This window comes from Cecembia sp. (genome assembly GCF_007126775.1).
Classification (GTDB): Bacteria; Bacteroidota; Bacteroidia; order Cytophagales; family Cyclobacteriaceae; genus Cecembia.
Genome location: NZ_SLAP01000052.1, coordinates 1 through 20,857, shown reverse-complemented (window position 1 = coordinate 20,857; position 20,857 = coordinate 1). Strand labels below are relative to the sequence as shown.

Below are 20,857 nucleotides of genomic sequence, written 5' to 3'. Positions count from 1 at the left end.
TCAGATCTCCCGTAATTCTTTCCCTGGCTTAGGATAACTAAGTCTGGCAAGTCTTTTACCCACATGGTATTCATCTAAGCCGGAAACAGTTACAGTCCCCAGCATATTGAGGTCAAGAGAACCATCTGGACGGAGGCCCTTTTGTTCAACGAATAGGTGCTCAATCGAAGCGATGACCATTACTGTTCCATTGACTTGCAGCGTCTGATGTTCCACAAGCCGACATCCTACCTTTACTGGACTCAATTTTACAAAAGGGGCAAAAAAATCAGCCAAATATACTTCTTCAAGTCCTACAGCTTCAAATTCTGAGCCTTCATACCTTGCAGCGGTCTGATGGGCTTCTTTAAAAAAAGCTTCTGTGACATGGTTCAATGTAAAAACCCCGGTTTCCAGAATATTTTCCAAAGTATGCCGCTCAACAGTATGGGGCCTGAACAATATGCCAACGAAAGGGGGCGTTGCCCCGATATGAAAAATCTGAGAAAAGGGGGAAAGGTTATTGGTTCCTGATGTACTTTTTGTTCCTATTAAGTTAAGACTTTTATAGCCTGTTAGAGAATTGATCAAATCCCTTCTGAAAAAAGATTCAGCCTCCATGATGGAGGCTTTGTCAAAATACTTAATCATATAAGAATAGCTTCTTCTATCGAATTACAATACCTGATATCCAGAAGATGAATGATGTTATCAGGGTTATTTTTTAAAATTTGTTCTTTGGCTATCATCACCATTTTTTCAAACCATTTTTCTTCAGGCAGGATTTTACGGTGTTTTTGGAGTCCAAGCTCCAACATTTTATTCTTCCAATTTAGAAAATACCATTCCATACTGGGTTGATGAAAGGCCCGTAAGGACCTTTTATCAAAAATGAATTTTTCATATTTTCCTGATTCCACTATACTGCTTATATTCTTGAAGGTTTCCTTAAAATCTTCAATTGGAATATAGTCTGAAAGGAGCTCACATATAACCATACCTCTATCCGTATTGGCATAAACCTTGGCATAACGCGTTTCAAACTTCAGTTGGAAATTATTTTCTTCTATGATATTGGCCGTAGTATTCATGTTGATTTAAGGGTTTTTAGTGGAACGTACGGTTCTGACTTTTTTTACCATTGCTCACTTCTTCCTTGAAGGAACCCAGATTTTCTTCTAGTCTAATGGCATAATCCATAGTAGTTTTAATCAATTCTTGTTGGGAATGAATTTGCTCTTTCAATCTGGATAATTCTTTATTCAATTCAGCCACTTTGACTTCATATTCTTTTTTAAGCCGCTCTTTTTCAATCCTGGCTTTTTCTAATTCTTCCTTGAAAATCAAAAATGATTCCGGTGGAGTCCTCATAATCTGTTACTTTAAAGTTAGGGAGAATACCCTGATAATACTACTCTTTTTCTGTCTCAATTGTTTTATCCCTAAATTACATTCCTTTAATGGAAGACATGCCACCATCTAAATGCAGTACCTGTCCGGTCATCCAACCAGATTCTTCTGATAACAAATATATGGTTGCAGCAGCAATATCTTCAGGTTTTCCATACCTTCCCAGAGGATGTCTTTTATTAGAAGCTTCTTTTTTGTCCTCATTGCCTAAGAGTTGTGATGCCAAGGGTGTGTCCGTCAAAGAAGGTGCAACGGCATTTACCCTTATTTTTGAAGGTGCCCATTCTGCCGCCAAAGACCTCGTTAAACCTTCAACTGCACCCTTTGCACTGGAAATGGAGGCATGAAAACCAAGTCCAACCCCTACTGCTACTGTGCTGTACAATACCACAGAGGCAGAAGTTGACTTTTTTAAACCTTTCAACGAAGCCTGAAGTACCTTAACCGCCCCCAAAAGGTTTATTTCATAATCCTGCTGAAAGTCTTCAATAGTAAACCTATGAAAAGGCTTAAGATTAATCGTACCCGGGCAATATACTAGACCATCTATCGCTTCTGGAAGACCTTCAATTTGACTGAAGTTTTCCGTTACATCTAAAACCTCCCCCGCTTCTCCACTCTTGGAATAGGAAAAAGTATTCGCTCCCAGAATACGCAATTTTTCTACAACAGAGGCACCAATTCCTGAGTTGCCTCCTATGACAACAATATTTTTATTTTTCATACAACAATGCTTTAATATGTAATTAATAGAAAAGTAAAATGTTTAGGTAAAATCAAAAAATAAAAGCCGGAAACTGGTTCCGGCTTGTGTTGGTTTAGTTGATTGTATATTTTACAAACTCAGATATTTCAAAAATTCTGATTTTGTCTGCTCATCTTCTTCGAATTTTCCACTGTAAAAAGAAGTGACTGTTGAACTGTTGACATCCTGTATTCCTCTGGAGGACACGCACATGTGATGCGCATCTATGATCACTGCCACATCATCTGTCCCTAATAGCTCTTTAAGTTCATTACCAATCTGCATAGTCAATCGTTCCTGAACCTGTGGCCTTTTGGCAAAATATTGAACAATGCGGTTAATTTTTGAAAGCCCTATAACATTTCCATTGGATATGTAGGCCACATGCGCTTTCCCATATATTGGAACGAAGTGGTGCTCACAGTTTGAAAAGAAAGTAATATCCTTTTCAACGAGCATCTCCCTATATTTATATTTATTTTCAAAAAGTTTGACATTGGGCTTGTTTTTTGGATCAAGTCCACTGAAAATTTCCTTGATATACATTTTTGCAACCCTTCTTGGCGTTCCTTTCAGGCTGTCATCTGTAAGGTCCAAACCCAAGACATTCATAATCTCTTTGAAATGTTTTTCTATCAATTCCATTTTCAAATCATCATCCATTTCAAAGGCATCTTCTCTCAATGGAGTCTGGTCGGATGTACCTATATGTTCATCACCTATTTCGTCAATGTTTCTAGTGAATTCAAGATCCACAGTATTCAACAAAGTTTCTTTCTGTTTCATATAATCGAATTGTTAAATCAAATTTTAAATCAATTTCTTTTCTTAAAATATTCCATATAACCACAGCAATGTTTTCTGCCGAGGGGATAAGATTTTTAAATTCATCGGTATCTAAATTTAAGTTTTTATGATCAAACCTATTTAATACATGCTCTTTAATAAGATCACTCAAAACCTTCATGTCAAATACATATCCTGTATCTGGGTTGATAGGTCCATCGAGTTTTACAATTAAATCATAGTTGTGCCCATGATAATTGTAATTATTGCATTTTCCGAAGACAGCTTCATTTTGTTTATCTGACCAATTTGGATTATGCAATCTGTGCGCAGCGTTGAAATGCTCTTTTCTAAATACGGATACTTTCATTGTTTAACAAACAGGGATTCCTGATTTTTTGTTTAATTTTTTTTAATTTTCTTTAAACAAATATTGTATGAACAGTAATTCTTGATTGTTTAAGTCTGATTTTACATATCCACAGCAATGGAAACAGAATTATTATGGGAATCAGTTCCAAGGATACTTTTTTTAACCTCTTAAATTGGATCTGGCAATAATTTTATTTTTACAATTTGATGCAGTTTATTTGTGAAAAAGGCAGTTTGGAACTTTATTTGTTAATATTTCATTAATTGAATTGGAATGCGAAGAACAATAATTTTAATCACCCTATTGGTCGGCGGTACGTTTTCAAGCAATTTCCCTGTAAATAGTTTCCCCTCATACGTTTTGGAGAATCTTTCGCTTGAAGACCATATGATACATTTGGTCAGTACCCATACCCAAAATGCAGACAAAACACTCCCTACAAGAGATGTCCTAAGTTTTGGGGTCAAAGGCTACCTGAAGTTGCAAGCGGAAACATCAATTCCTGATGGGAAACCATTAACGGTAATTGACTTTACATTACCCTCCTCGGAGAAGAGAATGTGGATCATAGACATGGAAGAAGGGGAAATACTTCATCATGGGTATGTCTCCCATGGTAGGAACTCAGGGGATCTAATGGCTCAAAAATTCTCAAATACAAGTTCCTCATATATGAGTAGTTTAGGTTTTTACCTAACGGGAGAGACTTATCTGGGAAAGCACGGGTATTCTTTGAGGTTGGATGGTCTTGAGGAGGGGTTCAATGACAAAGCCAGGGACAGGGCCATCGTCATCCATGGAGCAGAATATGCCAAAGAGGAATTTATTTCACAGACAGGCCGATTAGGGAGAAGCCTTGGCTGCCCGGCAGTACCACAAGAGATTGCCAATGAAGTAATAGATCTAATCAAAAATAAATCAATATTATTTATTTTCGGGAATGACGAGACTTATGTCAGAAATTCTCAGATTCTTAATTCATAAAGGAGTATTATCTCTTTTGAATAAGTGCAAGATAGATCTCCTCATCTCTTTTGTAAATATCATTTCTGTAAACCATTTGGTCGTTCGGATTTGTCCAATACGTTAGATACAAAATTACCACAGGAATTTTTCTATCCAGATTTACTACCTGTTCCCTACTTTGCCTCATGGCACTTCTGATCTGCTCGTCTGTCCAACGTGGATTATTTTGGAGGAGTAATTTCGCCAATTCAAATGGTTTTTGAATTCTAATGCAGCCATAACTTAAAGCCCTATCTTCTCTTGCAAACAATGATCTGGCTGGCGTATCATGAATGTAAACATGGTGCTTGTTTGGAAACATAAATTTGACTAGGCCTAAAGAGTTGTGATCGCCCGGATCCTGACGCACCATATATGGGAATCCAGCTGCACTTATTTTGGACCAATCGACACTATTTACAGGAACCTCCTCTCCTGAAAATGTCAATAACCGCATCCTTTTATTGGCCATGTATTGTGGATCTTTTCGCATACCGGGAATGACCTCCTGCCGCAAAATAGAAGGAGGCACAGTCCAAGTTGGGGAAAATACCAAATAAGACATCATTGCTGAAAACTGTGGTGTAGAATGAAAACTCCTTCCCACAATCACTCGAGAACTGAGAATGGTATCCTTTTTTTGAATAAAATCAAGCTGGAAATTGGCCGTATTCACGACGATTAATTCACCTTCTTTTAAACTGTCAGGCAACCATCTTAGCCTTTCTAAGTTTACAGAAGCCTTTCTAATTAAACTTCCGGGATCTTGATTGAGCGCATACAGGGTACCCTGACCAATGATTCCGTCCGGATCCATACCAAACTTTACCTGCAATTTTTTTATGGCTTCCTCTATGGCTGCAGTGTATTCTTTTCCCGAATCCTCAAAATCTTCTTGCAGATATCCCCAAAAAGACAAACGTTGAATTACTTCTGGGATAATTGAATGGCTATCGCCTAGTTTGATGGATTTCGGGGTTTTTAGCTCCTTCCAAGTAGTCATCTTTTCCGTTTGAAACCGATCCAAGTGATCATATAATCTCCTTAATCCTTCCCTCATAGGCCTATATATGGTAAATGTGGGATAGAGTTCCTGAAGGGCACGTCTAATACTTCCATTATCAATTGCAAAATAAAGCCTTTGGTCTATTTTTAAATCTGGATTTGACCGCTGTATATTCCATACAGTCCGCAGTTGTTCCGGCTCCACTTTCCCGTGATATAAATGGGAGGCTAACATTACAAAAGCATCCGAAAGTAAAAGGTCCAAAGCGGCAAGTTCAATTGCCGGTAAAGCCAATCCCGAACTTCTAGCCATTTCATATTTTGAAAATAGTCCGTCAATTGCCAAGAGGTGGTAATCATCAGGTTGGAGGCCATCAAACTTTGCCTGTTTTATTTCATACCTCATCTCATAGGCCAGTTCGCGCAAAACTGTATCATCTTGAATCCAGGCTGATTCGAACTGTCTTTCGGAATAAAAACGGTGCACTACCACTGAACTGAAAAGTTGTTGGCCTTCTACCATAGGTTTTTGGGAAGGATCCGTTGGCTCAAGAAAACTACGGATAAAAAAAGTAGTTCTATTATGCATAATTTCTTCTTGTGCAATTGCATGTAGCACTGATAGAGAGAAAAGGATACAAAGTAGGTTTTTAACCATCATATTTTTTTCAGCTTTACTTCATTTCGAGTTGTAGTTATGGGATCATTTCTTCTTTTTCCACTGTATGGAATAGAGATCCAACCTTCTTTGCTCCAGGTTCCTCACACTTCCCGCCTTCCTTTGCTTTGTCAAGAGATCGAGATCGATATCTGCGACAATTGTAGTTTCTGCATTTTCAGAAGCCTGTGCCACTGTTGCATCATGAGGAAATGAGAAATCCGATGGAGAATAAACAGCGGATTGGGAAAACTGTATATCCATATTCGCCACTCTTGGAAGATTTCCAACAGAACCGGTAATCGCAACATAACATTCATTTTCTATGGCTCTGGCTTTCGCACAGATATTTACTCTTAAGAATGCATTTTTAGTATCTGTCCAAAAAGGAACAAAAAGGATATCCATTTCCTGTTCGGCCAATATCCTCCCTAATTCAGGAAACTCAACATCATAACAGATCAGGATACCGATTTTACCGGCATCAGTATCAAAAACCCTGATTCCATTTCCTCCCTGAAGTCCCCAATACGCAGCTTCATCGGGGGTAATGTGGAGTTTATATTGTTTGTCAGTTGTACCGTCTCTTCGGCAGAGATAGCTTACATTTCTTAGCTTTTTCCCATCATATTCAGGCATACTCCCTGCGATTATGTTAACATTATAGGACAATGCCAAGTCACTCATACGGGTAATGATCTCATTTGTGTAATCCGCTAAGTTACGAATAGCTTCTGAGGCATCCATGTCATTGAATTCCGCCAATAAAGGTGCATTGAAAAATTCAGGCAAAAGGCAAAAGTCTGATTTGTAGCCTGACACTGTATCGACGAAAAACTCTACCTGTTGCATCAGATCATCGACACTGTTGAACCGCCTCATTTTCCATTGCACGAGACCCAATCTGACAATCGACTTTTTATTGCCTATTAGTTTTTCATCCTTCTCATAGTAAATATTGATCCACTCCAGAAGTGTGGCATATGCTCTTGAATCGGTATCTTCAGGCAAGTATTTTGTGATTACTTTTCTAACGTGAAATTCATTGGCCAACTGAAAGGAAAGTACTGGATCAAAAACTTCTTTGCTCTTTACTAGATCGATGTATTTTCTTGGTGTCATTTGATCCGCATAATTGGAATATCCGGGTATCCTTCCTCCGGCAATGATGGACCTGAGATTAAGATTTTCACAAAGCTCTTTGCGGGCATCATAAAGCCTTCTTCCGAGGCGCATACCCCGATATTCTTTGTGAACGAAGACATCCGTACCGTAGAGTGTATCACCATCATGGTCATGGGTATCAAATTTACCGTATCCTGTTATTTGATCATAAGTATGGTTATCTCCAAACTTACCATAATCTACAATCAAACTCAGGGCAGCAGCTACCACTATCCCATTATCCTCTATACATATCTGCCCCTCTGGAAAAACTTTCAATTGATTTTTCAGCTCCTGTTTGGTCCATGCCCCTCCTTGATCCTTGTAAATACTGACCATGATATCTCTAATATCATCATAATCTGAGAGCTTAATATTTCTTAACTTTAAGCGGTGCTCTAATTCCTCTCTTTGTTTACTCATGCCACAAAATTAACTAAAATTCCACCAATTATCTTAAAAATCGAATATATGACCACTCAAAAGGAACTAAATATTCTTAAATAACAAATCGCCTTGAAAATAATTTATAATCAATGAGAACTTGTAATTTTAATTTCTAAAAAAAGTAATTTTGAAAATGGAAAAGGGCCTTTGGGAATTTAAAAAAGAGAAAATTGGAGATTTTTTTGATCTCCTTAATGATGTTTTAAATATCAGGCTTTTTTCAATAGGGGACTCCTCTTTGACTTTAGGCTTACTTATCACTTTGGTGATTTCCATTGCCATCTTACTTTTTCTGTCCGAATGGATTAAAAAACTTTTGGTCAATAGGGTGCTAAAGAGATATCAGATTGAAAGCGGAACCAGACAATCTGTTGGCACCATAGTAAAGTATATTATTGTAATTGCAGGTTTATTTTCAATTCTTCAAACAAATGGAATAGACTTAAGCGCATTTGGAATCCTAGCAGGTGCATTGGGCGTTGGTATTGGTTTTGGTCTTCAAAATATCACTAACAACTTTATCAGTGGTCTGATCATACTTTTTGAACAGCCCATTAAAATCGGTGATAGGATTGAAGTTGGAAATATTTCCGGAGATGTAATCAAAATATCCTCAAGGTCAACCACCGTAGTAACCAATGATAATATCAGTGTAATTATCCCCAACTCGAAATTTATTGATGACCAGGTTATCAACTGGTCTCACAATGAATATAAGGTAAGGTTTAATTTTCCTGTTGGCGTTTCTTATAAAGAAGATCCCGAAAAAGTCAAATCAATTCTTTTGCAAGTAGCAAAAGATAATCCTAATGTTTTAGAATCCCCCCAGCCTGATGTGCTCTTTGATGAATTTGATGATAGCAGTCTTAACTTTTACCTGCGGGTTTGGACCTCAGAATATGTCAATAAACCTAAGGTGCTTAAAAGTCAACTTTACTTCGAAATCTTCAAAAGATTTTCTAAGGAGGGTGTGGAAATACCTTTCCCTCAAAGAGATATTCATATTAAAAGTGGTTACGAAAAATTGAATAATTGATATTTTTTCTATTTATTTACTCAGTAAACAAGCATTTTATTGCAATTACCCAAAAAATTGATTTTCAAATAGAAATAAATGAAGCGGCTATTTTTACTCTTATTTTTTCTGTCAATAAATCACTTTGTTTTTTCACAAAGTTTTAATTATTACAGATTTGAAACCCCATGGTCTGTGTCTACATCTGTGGGGCCAACGCAGTATTTCGGAGAATTATATTCTTTGTGGAAATACGATGAAGGAGTTCAACCTGACTGGAACATAAATTTTGCAGTTAGGAGAACATTAGGAAATTATATCCGAGCCAGGATAGAAGGGACTTACTACCAGATTTCAGGACAGGATCCACCGGCTGATCCAAGAAGTAACCGTAATCCACGTAATCTTTCATTCAGGGCGAGGAACTGGGAAATGACTGCCATTGGGGAGTTTCATTTAAAACCTGTAAAAAGGTACAATATTGATCGTGATTTCTTTAATATTTATGGCTTTGCGGGAGTGGGTTTTACAACCAATGATCCCCAAGCCAATCTAAGAGGGGAATGGTTGGCATTAAGGCCTCTGCAATTGGAGAATAATCCCTATAGCAAATATGCAATTGTTTTTCCAACAGGAATTGGGGTAAAATATAAAGCCAACTTTTGGATGGATTTGATTCTTGAATTGAATTACCGCTGGACCCTTACAGATTATCTGGATGATATCAGTGCTTTTGATGTCAGTGAGTTTTATATGGACCTCATTCAGGATTATGGTGTCAATGGTAACGGACCAAATCCCCAAAGGCTTCAATTGGCTATCCGAAATCCAAACTTTTTGAAAGAGAACGGGGAGCCAGATGTGGAAAGAATCATGAATAATGGTGGTAGAATCAGGAGAGGTTCCGGGCTGGACGAAAGATTTGATGGTTACCTTTCCATCAATATAGGCGTTGAAATCTATTTGAGCAGAGATATTTGGTACAATCGCTCAAAGAAAAGAAATTTAGGAGTTAGGCGATATAACTTTTAAAGAAGGACACTTTTCATCATTTGAAGAGCAGTAAGTTTTTGTCTTTATGATTAGGCAAAAGCCGAATCCCGTTTATTTTTCTATTTTTGCAAGCAATTGTTCAAACACAACGCATTTATCCAAAAATGGCTGATTACAATTTTCAGAAAATAGAAAAAAAATGGCAGGCTTATTGGGAAAAAAACCAGGTCTTCAATGCCAAAGCTGACAGTTCTAAACCCAAGTTTTACTCGCTGGACATGTTCCCCTATCCTTCCGGAGCAGGGTTGCATGTAGGCCATCCACTGGGTTATATAGCTTCTGACATCATAACAAGATTCAAGAGATTACAGGGATATAATGTCCTACATCCAATGGGTTATGATTCCTTTGGTTTACCAGCTGAGCAATACGCTATTCAAACAGGCCAACACCCCGCGATTACTACCGAGCAAAACATCAATCGCTATACTGAGCAATTAAAAAATATAGGCTTCGCCTTTGACTGGGCCAAAGAAGTGAGGACTTCCAACCCAGATTATTACAAATGGACCCAATGGATTTTCATGCAGCTATTCAATAGCTACTATGATAAAAATGAAGATAAAGCCAAAAGCATAGCTTCTTTGGTAGAAACATTTCAGAATTCAGGGAATTTCGAAGTGAATGCAGTTTCTGATGAAGACATACTGGAGTTTTCAGCTCCAGAATGGAATGCTTTTTCTGAAAATCAAAAACAAGAAATATTGCTCAAATACCGATTGACCTATTTGGCAGAAACTACCGTCAACTGGTGTCCCGCCTTAGGAACGGTACTTTCCAATGATGAAGTAAAAGATGGGTTTTCGGAAAGGGGAGGCCACCCCGTTGAAAGAAAGAAGATGATGCAGTGGAGTATGCGTATCACAGCATATGCGGAACGCTTACTTCAGGGATTAGATGCCCTAGAGTGGTCCGAGCCTATCAAAGAAATGCAGCGTAACTGGATCGGAAAGTCTATCGGAGCAGAAATGCTGTTCCAGGTAAAGGGACAGGACAAGCTTATCAAGGTATTTACTACCAGAATTGATACGATTTTTGGAGTTACTTACCTTGCACTTGCTCCAGAACATGATTATGTGAAAGAGCTCATCACTGAAGGGCAAAGGAAAAATGCTGAAGCCTATGTAGAAATGGCCAAAAACCGATCAGAGCGAGACCGGATGTCTGATGTTAAGACCATTTCAGGTGCATTTACGGGATCCTATGCCATCAACCCCTTCAATGGGGAAGAAATTCAAATCTGGATTGCTGACTATGTCTTGGCTGGCTATGGAACGGGGGCAGTCATGGCCGTACCTGCTCATGATGAAAGAGATTATAACTTTGCGAAACACTTTGGACTGGAGATCAGACAGGTGATCGAAGGAAGTATGGAAAACGGCTCTTTCCCTGGAAAAGGTGGGACCATTATCAACTCAGGTTTTATTTCCGGATTGGAGATGAAAGAAGCCATGGATAAAGCCATTGCTTTCTTGGAAGAAAAAAAAATAGGTAAAGGGAAAATACAATACCGGATGCGAGACGCCATTTTTACGCGTCAAAGATATTGGGGAGAACCACTACCGGTATATTTTAAAGAAGGACTACCCTATCTTATAGAGGAAAAAGATCTCCCTTTGGTCTTGCCGGAAGTAGATAAATATTTACCGACTGAAGACGGAGAGCCTCCCTTGGGAAGAGCTAAGAACTGGTCCTATACTACTGCAGATGGTGAATTTCCACTTGAAAAAAGCACCATGCCGGGCTGGGCAGGTTCGAGCTGGTACTTTTTTCGGTACATGGATCCCAAGAACACTGAAAAACTGGTAGATCCTGCAATCGAAAAGTATTGGGGTGCTGTAGACCTATATATAGGAGGAGCAGAGCATGCAACGGGACATTTGTTATATTCCAGGTTCTGGACAAAATTCCTTTTTGATATCGGTGTGGTCAGAATCGAAGAACCCTTCAGCAAAATGATCAATCAGGGCATGATTCAGGGCAGGTCTAATTTTGTTTATCGGATAAAAGGGGCCAATACCTTTGTGAGTTCTGGTTTGAAAGATGAATATGAGACTTCTTCCATGCATGTGGACGTGAACATCGTACACAACGATCAATTGAATTTGGAAAAATTCAAAGCATGGAGACCTGATTTGGCTGATGCTGAATTTATCCTGGAAGATGGTAAGTACATCTGTGGTGCAGAGGTAGAGAAAATGTCCAAATCAAAATACAATGTGGTCAACCCAGACGATATCATTGAACGCTATGGGGCTGATACATTGAGAATGTATGAAATGTTCTTGGGGCCACTGGAACAATTTAAACCTTGGAATACCAATGGCATAGATGGTGTATCGAAGTTTTTGAAAAAACTCTGGAAACTGTATCATGATAAAAATGGAGTTTTAAGCGTGTCTGAAGAAAAGGCGAGCAAAGACGAACTAAAAATCCTTCATAAAACAATCAAGAAAACCCAAGAAGATTTGGAGCATTACTCCTTCAATACCTCTGTAGCTTCTTTTATGATCTGTGTAAATGAGCTCACTGCATTAAAATGCAACAAAAGAGAAATTTTGGAACCTTTAGCAGTGATTATTTCACCTTATGCACCCCATATTACTGAGGAATTATGGACTATGCTGGGACATAAAGATTCCATCATTTATGCCAAATTCCCCAAATTCAAGGAAGAATTCCTGATAGAAAATAGCCATGAGTATCCAGTATCTATCAACGGTAAAGTAAGATCAAAACTTCCTTTAGCCCTTTCCCTAAACCGGGAAGAAGTGGAGAAAGCAGCCCTAAGTGATGGAACTGTGCAAAAATGGCTGGAGGGAAAATCTCCAAAAAAGGTGATAGTCGTACCAGGTAAAATCATCAATATTGTCGTTTAAGGCATTCCCTCTTTTATGGGTCTGGGGGAAATCAATCCGCAGACCCTGTAATTGGAATTGCTTTTCATTTAGTTCTGCACCATGAACAAAATCTTTGTCCCCTTTGCTGCCATCGTGTCTTCTGGAATATTCGCATACTCCTATTGGAAAGAATGGATGGCCATCAATTGGTGGGGAGAAGCAGCAAACAGATACCCTGAAAAAGAAGAGGCACCTTATTTCCACGCATCAGAGGAATTATACCTGAAAGTCCTATTGTTTTTCGCTTTGGCATTCAGTGTTATTTTTTTGTTTTCGGTGTATTATTCATTTAAGGGTAAATGGAAAGCAGTCTTTTTTTGCTTCCTATTCAGTATGATTGCCATACTTGTAGTCATGATAAATGGGGCTATAAAGTAAAACTTTCCCTAACTTTGTCTTATGAATATAATTAAAAGCGCTGTTGTAGGTCTTACCTACGAATTAAAAGTCAGCAAAGAAGCTGATGAAATAGAGTCTGTTCCATTTAGTGTTGAAGTAAGGGGTCAAGAAGATCCATTTTATTTTATCTTTGGCCAAAGTGGATTGCCGGAAAAATTTGAATCTTACTTAGTGGATAAAAAAGAAGGAGACACCTTTAATTTCGTGATTTCATCACAGGACGCATACGGAGAAGCCGATGATGAACTCATCATGACTCTGCCTAAAGAACAGTTCAGTAAAGATAGAGGCTTTGAACCAGCAATGTTGGAAGAAGGTAATTTTCTTCCACTTCTGGACGAAAAGGGATTCCCTTTGCAAGCAAAAGTATTGAAAGACATGGGTGCAGAAATTCTTTTAGATTTCAACCATCCATTAGTGGGTTTTGACCTCCATTTTGAAGGCGAAGTTTTTGAAGTCCGAGAAGCAACTACCGAGGAATTGCAGGCAGGGCAAATTCAGGATGAAATTGACGAATGATATTTACTAGAAGTCCCAAATTTGAATTTGGGGCTTTTATTTTACCGGACCTATTTCACGATGATTTTCCCATTGGATGTGGATCCTATCTCCGACACCAAAACGCCTTTTCTTATCTTCCACAAACCAGAATGTACCATCCTGTAATTGCACGGTCAATTGGTTAAAATGAACCAAATATTGTTTTTGTACAACCTTGGCTGCAATCCCCGAAGTTTTAAAAAGTTGAACATCCGAAGGTCTTATATAAGAATCTGTCTTTCCCGGTAGCGGATTCAAATGACTGAAAAGTTTTGCTGCATAAATATTTTTAGGATTTGAAAATATCTCTTCTGGATGCCCTCTCTGAATCAACCTTCCATTTTGGATCAACACCAATTCATTAGACATCTGAAGGGCATCATCCAAATCGTGGGTAACAAATAAAACTGTCATTTTTAGTTTTTGGAACATCTCCCTCAGTTCGGCAATCAATTCCCTTCTTTGAATCGTATCCAAGCTGGAAAAAGGTTCATCTAGCAATAAAACCTGAGGTTCCAAACTCATTGCCCTCCCAATTGCTACTTTTTGCTGTTGGCCTCCTGAAAGCTGTCTGGGTAATTTTTCCTTAAACTTTTCCAGTCCTAAAAGCTGCAGAATCAATTTTACCCTTGCTCTTTTATATGTTTTATCGTAAAGCAATAACGGCCTTGTAACATTTTCCTCAACGGTTGAATTGGGATACAAATGATAATCTTGATAGACCAATTGAATCTCATCATATCCGGGAACGAGCTTTTCCTTGGGGTTTGAAATACGTACCTGGTCCAAAAAAATTTCCCCGCTCGTTCTGGATTCAAGCCCTGCCACAATTTTGAGCAAGGTACTTTTTCCTGAGCCACTCTCTCCAACCAAGGAAACTACCGTCCCCTTGTCCAAATCAAGAGATAAGTTTTTTATCACCGCTTTATCACCATCATAACTTTTGTTAATTTGGTCAATCTTCAGGTAGGTCATTTATTGTTCAGCTCCTCCTTGACTTTTTTTGGTAAACTTGAAAAAATCAATTCATATGAGTGATCCGTCAATTTTAAAATCAAAGAATCGGGCACTGAACCATTGGCACTCACTGTATTCCAGTGCTTTTTGTTCATATGATATCCCGGTTGAATTCCGGGGAATTTTTCACGTAATTCGATCGCATATTCAGGATCACATTTCAAATTGACACTTTCAAAGTCTAAAATATCAGTTATTGCAAAAATTTTTTTTCCCACCCTAAAGCAGAGTGTATTTTCATCAAAAGGGGTATCCTCAGATGTTCCTGGCTTGGCCAAACAATAATCTCTGAAATAGATCAAATCCATTAAGAGATAAATTTAACCAGTCCATTGCTAACACAAAAGTTTATGCCACCCTTTTTATTATCCAAATAATGATGGCTGCTAAAAACATCAAGATGGATATTTTATTGATGCCATGCATCATCCTGAGGTTGAAATTGCTTGGCTTGTTAGGGTCTGGTTTTTGGAAAACCCTGATAAAGTAATTGGATACTTCACCTAGCTGAAAAAATTCCTTTAATTTGCTATTTGCCATGGGGTTGTACTTTTCTTTTTTTGGGATATGATAAAACAGGGCAATAATTTCCCACTTCTTTATTGCTTTAATCTAATAACCAGCGAATCATACTTCTGGTTCGAGCCACATGCCATCTTTTCTGATGATTTCTATCAACTCATCCACCGCCTTTTCAGAAGGAACAGACCTCTTGACAACTTCTTTGCCTTTGTAAAGGGTGATTTTACCCTTTCCTGAACCGACATATCCATAATCAGCATCTGCCATTTCTCCAGGACCATTGACAATACATCCCATAATTCCAATTTTGACTCCTTTCAAATGATCAGTCCTTTTCCTGATCATTGCTGTGGTTTCCTGCAGGTCAAAAAGAGTACGGCCACATGATGGGCAGGAAATATATTCCGTCTTTGACATCCTTGTTCTTGCTGCCTGTAGGACACCAAAACTTACCGAATTATGTAACTTAATTTGTTCTAAAATTCCTGACCTCTCCTCACCTTGATAAGCTTCGATACTGATCATAATCCCTTCTCCCAATCCATCTACTAAAAGCCCTCCCACATCGGTAGCTGAATAAATCATGGTCTGATCTTGGGGCTGTTTAGGGTAATTGACCTTGACTACTACAGGCAATTGGCTATGGTTTTCCAGCAATTCAAAGAAAGCCCTTCTTAATGCCGGAAGTTTGTGAAGGTTGTCACTGTGCAAAATAACCACCACATCTTTTCTACCTTCCAGCAAAGGCAATGCTTGGGAAATTTGATCATCCTCCAATAACAGGAAATTTAGACCATAGTGGCATTTTTCTGCAGTTCTAAACTCTTCTAAATTAAATGCGGGAAAGGTATTTACCTGATCTTTAGAGTTGAGCCAAATGGCAAAATATTGAATTTCCTTCATGCCATTGGGCAGCATGAAAGGAATTGGATTAGCTCCTGAAAATACATAGTCGGCACCTTGATCATTCATTTTCCATTTATCCAATTCTGGCAAATAAAAATGACCAACTTGCTTCATTTCTTTTTCTGAAATTTGAGATAAAGCAGAAATGTCCGCAATAACCCGAGGCACATTGGTTCCTCCAAAATTGAACACTTCTAAAGTATCTCTCCTATTATATTCAAAAGGAGAAATCGGGTAAAGATTGATCTCATCAATTGGCGCGTGACTTCCGCGATTTTCATACCTATCCACCAATGCTTTGGCTACAGGAGCTTCAAATTCAGGATCTTCTGTAAGTGATACCCTGACTGTATCACCTAATCCATCTTCGAGTAAAGTGCCTATACCAACAGCAGACTTGATTCGCCCGTCTTCTCCATCTCCAGCCTCTGTCACGCCGAGGTGCAAGGGATAAGCTTTGAATCCCCCTTCATCAAGTTTATTTACCAAAAGTCTGTAAGCCTGAACCATTACCTGGGTATTTGAGGATTTCATAGAAATCACGATATCATGAAAATTTTCATCCTCACAAATTCTTAAAAACTCCAGTGCAGATTCCACCATTCCTAATGGGGTATCACCATAACGGCTCATTATCCTGTCTGATAAAGAACCATGATTGGTGCCTATTCTCATGGCCGTTCCATGCGCTTTGCAGATCTTGACCAAGGGCAAAAATCTTTCTCTTATTCTTTCTAATTCTTCTTGATAACTCTGATCAGTATATTCGATGATCTCAAATTTCTTTTTGTCTGCATAATTCCCGGGATTGATTCGAACTTTCTCCACGATCCTGGCAGCAATTTCTGCCGCATTTGGGGTGAAATGAATATCGGCTACCAAGGGGGTATTGTAACCTCTATTTAAAAGCTCTTTTTTTATCTCCCTCAGGTTTTCTGCTTCTTTGATACTGGGAGCTGTAATTCGAATCAACTGACATCCTGCATCTATCATTCGAATACATTGTTCCACAGAGCCTATGGTATCCATGGTATCTACAGTCGTCATGGATTGGACCACAATAGGATGGTCCCCTCCAATTGTTACATCACCAACTTTAACTGGTATGGTTTTTCTTCTTGAATAAGAAGTAAGGCTATTGCAATAGCGAACTTTTTCCAACAGTGCTTTGGTTTCCATAAGGTTATAAATCTCCTAATTGCGGTCTGATAACTATTTCTTCAACAACTGAAAAAGGTGGAAGGTTATACGCTCCCCAAACATATGCTGCAATATCCTCTATTTTCATAAATCTTTCTACCGGAATATCTACCCCTTCCCAACTAGCAGTATAAGTAGCTCCCGGTAAAACTGAAGTGACTTTTATATTGAAACCTTTTAATTCTTCTCTAAGGCATTTGGTAAATCCTAACATAGCCCATTTTGAAATCGCATAACTTCCTCCATTGGCGTACGCTGTAAGTCCAGCTATGGAACCTATAGAAAAAATATAGCCTGATTTTCTTCTGATCATCTCATCGGTAAATGCCCTGGTCAGGTAATATGCAGAATACAGGTTTGTCTGCATCATGGTTTCAAAATTACCTTCTGGCTCTGAATGTATGGCCCCTGGCAAAAATACACCTGTGTTATTTATCAGTACATCCGGAACAACCCGTCTTTTTACTTCTGAGGCAAAATTAAAAACCTCATCCTTTGAAGAGAGATCAGCTTTCATGGTAAAAATTTTCTGAGAGGGAAATTTCTCTCTGAATTCATCTTCGAGTGCGTTCAGGTCCTCAGTACTTCTGGCACAAGTATAAACATCAAAACCTTCTTCAGCAAATCTATCAATGATAGCCCTACCTATTCCCTTTGTTCCTCCGGTCACCAAAATACTTTTAGTCATTTGATTAGTGCTTTAATAGTTAGTATAACAACTATTTACAGGAAACAAAGTTACATTTTTTTGAAAACTTTGCGAACTTAAACGGATATTCCACGGTGCTCCTGAAATTTTTATTTTAATTTTATTTTTATGGAAATAAAGGTTACAGATCGATTAACACTTGCTGCGCATTTTGTGAACAGTACCAACAGTCCGATTTTTTTGACCGGGAAAGCAGGGACTGGGAAAACTACTTTTCTTAGAAATCTATCAGATTTGACCCATAAGTCTTATGTAATTGTTGCCCCAACTGGCATTGCCGCATTGCATGCAAGAGGGGTTACAATACATTCCCAGTTTTTATTGCCCCTGGGAAGTTTTCTTCCAACAAGAGAGCCGGAAGGGAATTTCAGCAATGGTGGGCAGGTTTTCACCCAGTTTTCCTTGGCCAGAAGACATGCACTGAATGCGGTAAGAAAAAAAGTGCTGGGTGCTATTGATTTGCTGATCATCGACGAGGTCAGTATGCTGAGAGCTGACATTTTGGATGCTATAGATTACCGCTTAAAAAGTGTAAAAGGCAATTTTGAAGAACCATTTGGCGGCATACAAGTCTTATTTATTGGGGATTTGTATCAACTTCCTCCGATTGTTAAGGATCAAGAGTGGCAGATATTGAGTAAATTTTATAACAGTATGCATTTTTTTGAAGCCCATGCGCTCAAGCAGTCAGGGATGGTTTACCTTGAACTCGACAGGATTTTCAGACAAAAAGATGAGCAATTTATAACCCTACTTAACCATTTAAGGGACAACTGTGCAACAGAAGAGGATATAAGAGAACTTAATCAACATTTTAAAACAGAGGATCAAATCAAGGATATTGAAGATACAGTAATAATTACTACCCATAATTACAAGGCTGATGCACAAAATCAGAAAGAATTACAGGCATTAAAGAGTCCATCCCATCTATTTGAAGCCAAAATTGAAAAAGATTATCCGGAAAACTTATACCCCATTCCTAAAACTCTAGAATTAAAAGAAGGGGCCCAGGTAATGTTTATAAAAAACGATAGCAGTGGTAATGGGGAATACTATAATGGAAAAATGGCCAAAGTGAAATCCATAGAAGATGGAGAAATCAAAGTGATTATGGCTGAAAATAAGCTTAAATATACTTTAAAACGCGAATTATGGGAAAATAAAAAATATGTGGTCAACGATACCACAAAAGAATTGGAAGAGGAGGTAATAGGCACTTTTGAACAATTCCCTATTAAATTGGCTTGGGCAGTTACTGTGCACAAAAGCCAAGGGCTTACTTTTGAAAAAGCGATCATCGATGTAGGACAGGCATTCGCTCCTGGTCAGGTTTATGTGGCACTTAGTAGATTAAAAGGACTGGATGGTTTGGTATTAAGGACAAGAATTCAAAATAATGTTATTTACAGTGATCATGACGTGGTCAATTTCACCCAAAAAACAAAAGATCAGGAATCCTTGCAAAGCCTGTTGAAAAAGCATCAGGAAAAATATTTAGAAAAGTTACTATTGGAGACTTTTAGCTTTGTTGACTTGATACAAGGTAGTAAAAAATTCATGAAAGAAACAGAAAGTGGATTTGAGTTTGAGGATATAGAAATGCAGATCGCTATACCCAAGATTCTTGAAGGTTTCGAGATGGAGTTTTCCAATACACAGGTATTCCAAAGACAGCTGATCCAGTTACTTCATCAGCAAGACGAAGAAAAACTTACAGAAAGGCTAAATAAAGGTGCATTGTATTACAGCGGTTTTTTAAAAAAGCAGTTGAAATTGTTATTGGTTCATGCTGCTGAAGTGGAACGCTTTTCCCAAACAAAAAAATACCTTGAGGGACTCGGGCAGTTAGAGATACAAGTCTTGAAAAAAATGACCCAGATCAAAAAAGTGAGCATTTTGGTGGCTGCCATACTTCAAAATAAAGAAATTGGCCGACTGGAATCTATTCAGCAGGATATTCGAAATTTACGCATAGATCTGGTCCAAGAAGCCAAAACTTTGACAGAGAACAATCCTAAATTTTTAAAAAACAAGACTGGAAAAAAGAAAAAGTCGGATAATTCTCCCAAACTCAAAAGGGTCAAAGGTGAAACCTATGAAATCACTTATGAGATGAGTGAAAAAGGAGGCAGTATTGAAGAAATCGCAGTCCAAAGAGGCCTCGCCGAATCGACAATCAAAGGACATTTGGCCAAGGGTATTAAAGAAGGAAGGGTATCTTTATTTGATCATATGGATGAATCAACTTATCAAAAAGTAGCAGAAATGATTAAGAAATATAATGGAGACCTTGGAACCATAAGACAGGAAGCACCTGGTACTTATGACTTTGGTACATTAAAAATGGTATCTGCACATATGGGATTATAGAAAGCCTGAAATATCAGGGGATTTGCTTAATATTTAGTAAATAATTGACGCAAAAAACTTGTCCCATTTGTTAGGAGTTCCCAAACTTCAGACCCTGAATATGGAGCTTCCAGCTCCACTTGACAGGCCACACAACAAACAAGGTTTTTTTGAACCACAACCTGTCCCGAAAATCGGAAAAAGGAACAAAAGGAAACAAAAGAGAATCATCATGGAAACCCACTTCCGACTTCCGTTTTCCGAAATCCCACTTTATCTTAATTCTTGCATCTTGTGTCTCGCTTCTAACAGGCTTTTGTGAACTTTTGTGTTTAAAAATATATCTCCTCCCAGTCAAAGAATTTAATTGAACCACAAAAGAGACAAAAGGAAACAAAAGAATTAAATTGTCTCCCGGAGCAGAAGAGTTCGGCGACCTAAGTCTTATTTCTTATGTCTAGAGTCTTGAATCTTGAGTCTTATATCTCGCTACCCGTCTCTCTCTTCTCCCCCTTAAAACACAAAACCCCCAGGATTGCTCCTGAGGGTCTTTAATAATGTGGCGGCGATCCCGGTGCCCGGGACAGGCTCTACTCTCCACGCGTCTAACCCTTGGAGATTTGGCAGAAAACACAAAACCCCCAGGATCTCTCCTGAGGGTCTTAATAATGT

The 20,857-nt window shown here is 38.4% G+C and carries 20 protein-coding genes; 7 read left to right on the top strand and 13 right to left on the bottom strand.

The features are described from left to right. The 6 genes from QZT73_RS03615 to QZT73_RS03590 form a co-directional block, all read right to left on the bottom strand. Positions 1 to 630 (bottom strand): flavin reductase, encoded by a 630-nt coding sequence (locus QZT73_RS03615; protein ID WP_291780660.1) that lies wholly within the window; start codon positions 628 to 630, stop codon positions 1 to 3. Then, a complete protein-coding gene (locus QZT73_RS03610; protein WP_291780663.1) occupies positions 627 to 1,070 on the bottom strand; it encodes a hypothetical protein in 444 nt (147 codons plus the stop codon). Before QZT73_RS03610 ends, QZT73_RS03615 begins: the two co-directional genes overlap by 4 nt. A gap of 16 nt (positions 1,071 to 1,086) precedes the next feature. Beyond that, the gene (locus QZT73_RS03605; protein WP_291780666.1) at positions 1,087 to 1,350 is read right to left on the bottom strand and encodes a hypothetical protein; all 264 of its coding nucleotides are present in this window, start codon (positions 1,348 to 1,350) and stop codon (positions 1,087 to 1,089) included. A 76-nt stretch (positions 1,351 to 1,426) separates the two neighbouring features. Beyond that, positions 1,427 to 2,113, bottom strand: a complete 687-nt coding sequence (locus tag QZT73_RS03600; protein WP_291780669.1) for an SDR family oxidoreductase — start codon at positions 2,111 to 2,113, stop codon at positions 1,427 to 1,429. A gap of 111 nt (positions 2,114 to 2,224) precedes the next feature. Further along, positions 2,225 to 2,920, bottom strand: coding sequence for a GTP cyclohydrolase I FolE (folE, locus tag QZT73_RS03595; RefSeq protein WP_291780672.1), 696 nt, complete (start codon positions 2,918 to 2,920; stop codon positions 2,225 to 2,227). Then, a complete protein-coding gene (locus tag QZT73_RS03590; RefSeq protein ID WP_291780675.1) occupies positions 2,880 to 3,290 on the bottom strand; it encodes a 6-carboxytetrahydropterin synthase in 411 nt (136 codons plus the stop codon). The genes folE and QZT73_RS03590 overlap by 41 nt, the downstream gene beginning before the upstream one ends. A 276-nt stretch (positions 3,291 to 3,566) precedes the next feature. Between QZT73_RS03590 and QZT73_RS03585 the strand changes: the two genes are divergently transcribed. After that, positions 3,567 to 4,277 carry a murein L,D-transpeptidase catalytic domain family protein gene (locus tag QZT73_RS03585; RefSeq protein ID WP_291786647.1) on the top strand — a complete coding sequence of 237 codons (711 nt, stop codon included), beginning with the start codon at positions 3,567 to 3,569 and terminating at the stop codon, positions 4,275 to 4,277. 7 nt (positions 4,278 to 4,284) lie between these two features. Here QZT73_RS03585 and QZT73_RS03580 read toward each other — a convergent pair whose 3' ends face one another. Together QZT73_RS03580 and QZT73_RS03575 are read right to left on the bottom strand one after the other, a co-directional pair. After that, a complete protein-coding gene (locus QZT73_RS03580; protein ID WP_291786645.1) occupies positions 4,285 to 5,964 on the bottom strand; it encodes a L,D-transpeptidase family protein in 1,680 nt (559 codons plus the stop codon). A gap of 42 nt (positions 5,965 to 6,006) precedes the next feature. Then, positions 6,007 to 7,548: a bifunctional GNAT family N-acetyltransferase/carbon-nitrogen hydrolase family protein gene (locus QZT73_RS03575; RefSeq protein ID WP_291784048.1), complete on the bottom strand. Its 1,542-nt coding sequence runs from the start codon at positions 7,546 to 7,548 to the stop codon at positions 6,007 to 6,009. Positions 7,549 to 7,705: 157 nt separating this feature from the next. On the opposite strand from QZT73_RS03575, the gene QZT73_RS03570 reads away from it, so the two are divergent. The 5 genes from QZT73_RS03570 to QZT73_RS03550 all read left to right on the top strand — a co-directional run bounded on the left by QZT73_RS03570 (position 7,706) and on the right by QZT73_RS03550 (position 13,458). Next, positions 7,706 to 8,608, top strand: coding sequence for a mechanosensitive ion channel domain-containing protein (locus tag QZT73_RS03570; protein ID WP_291784046.1), 903 nt, complete (start codon positions 7,706 to 7,708; stop codon positions 8,606 to 8,608). A gap of 78 nt (positions 8,609 to 8,686) precedes the next feature. Beyond that, positions 8,687 to 9,619 carry a hypothetical protein gene (locus tag QZT73_RS03565; protein WP_291786643.1) on the top strand — a complete coding sequence of 311 codons (933 nt, stop codon included), beginning with the start codon at positions 8,687 to 8,689 and terminating at the stop codon, positions 9,617 to 9,619. 125 nt (positions 9,620 to 9,744) lie between these two features. Beyond that, entirely contained in the window at positions 9,745 to 12,519 is a 2,775-nt protein-coding gene (gene leuS / locus QZT73_RS03560) for a leucine--tRNA ligase (RefSeq protein ID WP_291786642.1), read from the top strand. Between the two features lie 81 nt (positions 12,520 to 12,600). Continuing rightward, complete coding sequence (locus tag QZT73_RS03555; RefSeq protein ID WP_291784040.1) at positions 12,601 to 12,918, top strand: hypothetical protein; 318 nt, start codon at positions 12,601 to 12,603, stop codon at positions 12,916 to 12,918. Positions 12,919 to 12,939: 21 nt separating this feature from the next. Beyond that, positions 12,940 to 13,458 (top strand): peptidylprolyl isomerase, encoded by a 519-nt coding sequence (locus QZT73_RS03550; protein WP_291786640.1) that lies wholly within the window; start codon positions 12,940 to 12,942, stop codon positions 13,456 to 13,458. Positions 13,459 to 13,494: 36 nt separating this feature from the next. Here QZT73_RS03550 and QZT73_RS03545 read toward each other — a convergent pair whose 3' ends face one another. From QZT73_RS03545 to QZT73_RS03525, 5 genes are all read right to left on the bottom strand, one after another. Continuing rightward, positions 13,495 to 14,454: an ABC transporter ATP-binding protein gene (locus QZT73_RS03545; RefSeq protein ID WP_291784036.1), complete on the bottom strand. Its 960-nt coding sequence runs from the start codon at positions 14,452 to 14,454 to the stop codon at positions 13,495 to 13,497. After that, positions 14,451 to 14,804 carry an MmcQ/YjbR family DNA-binding protein gene (locus tag QZT73_RS03540; protein ID WP_291784034.1) on the bottom strand — a complete coding sequence of 118 codons (354 nt, stop codon included), beginning with the start codon at positions 14,802 to 14,804 and terminating at the stop codon, positions 14,451 to 14,453. The genes QZT73_RS03545 and QZT73_RS03540 overlap by 4 nt, the downstream gene beginning before the upstream one ends. Before the next feature lie 40 nt (positions 14,805 to 14,844). Continuing rightward, the gene (locus QZT73_RS03535) at positions 14,845 to 15,036 is read right to left on the bottom strand and encodes a DUF6728 family protein (protein ID WP_291784032.1); all 192 of its coding nucleotides are present in this window, start codon (positions 15,034 to 15,036) and stop codon (positions 14,845 to 14,847) included. Between the two features lie 87 nt (positions 15,037 to 15,123). Further along, on the bottom strand, positions 15,124 to 17,103 hold the full coding sequence (ispG, locus tag QZT73_RS03530) for a (E)-4-hydroxy-3-methylbut-2-enyl-diphosphate synthase (RefSeq protein WP_291784030.1): 1,980 nt from the start codon (positions 17,101 to 17,103) through the stop codon (positions 15,124 to 15,126). 4 nt (positions 17,104 to 17,107) lie between these two features. After that, on the bottom strand, positions 17,108 to 17,812 hold the full coding sequence (locus QZT73_RS03525; protein WP_291786638.1) for an SDR family oxidoreductase: 705 nt from the start codon (positions 17,810 to 17,812) through the stop codon (positions 17,108 to 17,110). Positions 17,813 to 17,941: 129 nt separating this feature from the next. Here QZT73_RS03525 and QZT73_RS03520 point away from each other — a divergent pair, with 129 nt between their 5' ends. Then, positions 17,942 to 20,206 (top strand): helix-turn-helix domain-containing protein, encoded by a 2,265-nt coding sequence (locus QZT73_RS03520; protein ID WP_291784026.1) that lies wholly within the window; start codon positions 17,942 to 17,944, stop codon positions 20,204 to 20,206. The last annotated feature ends 651 nt before the right edge of the window (positions 20,207 to 20,857 follow it).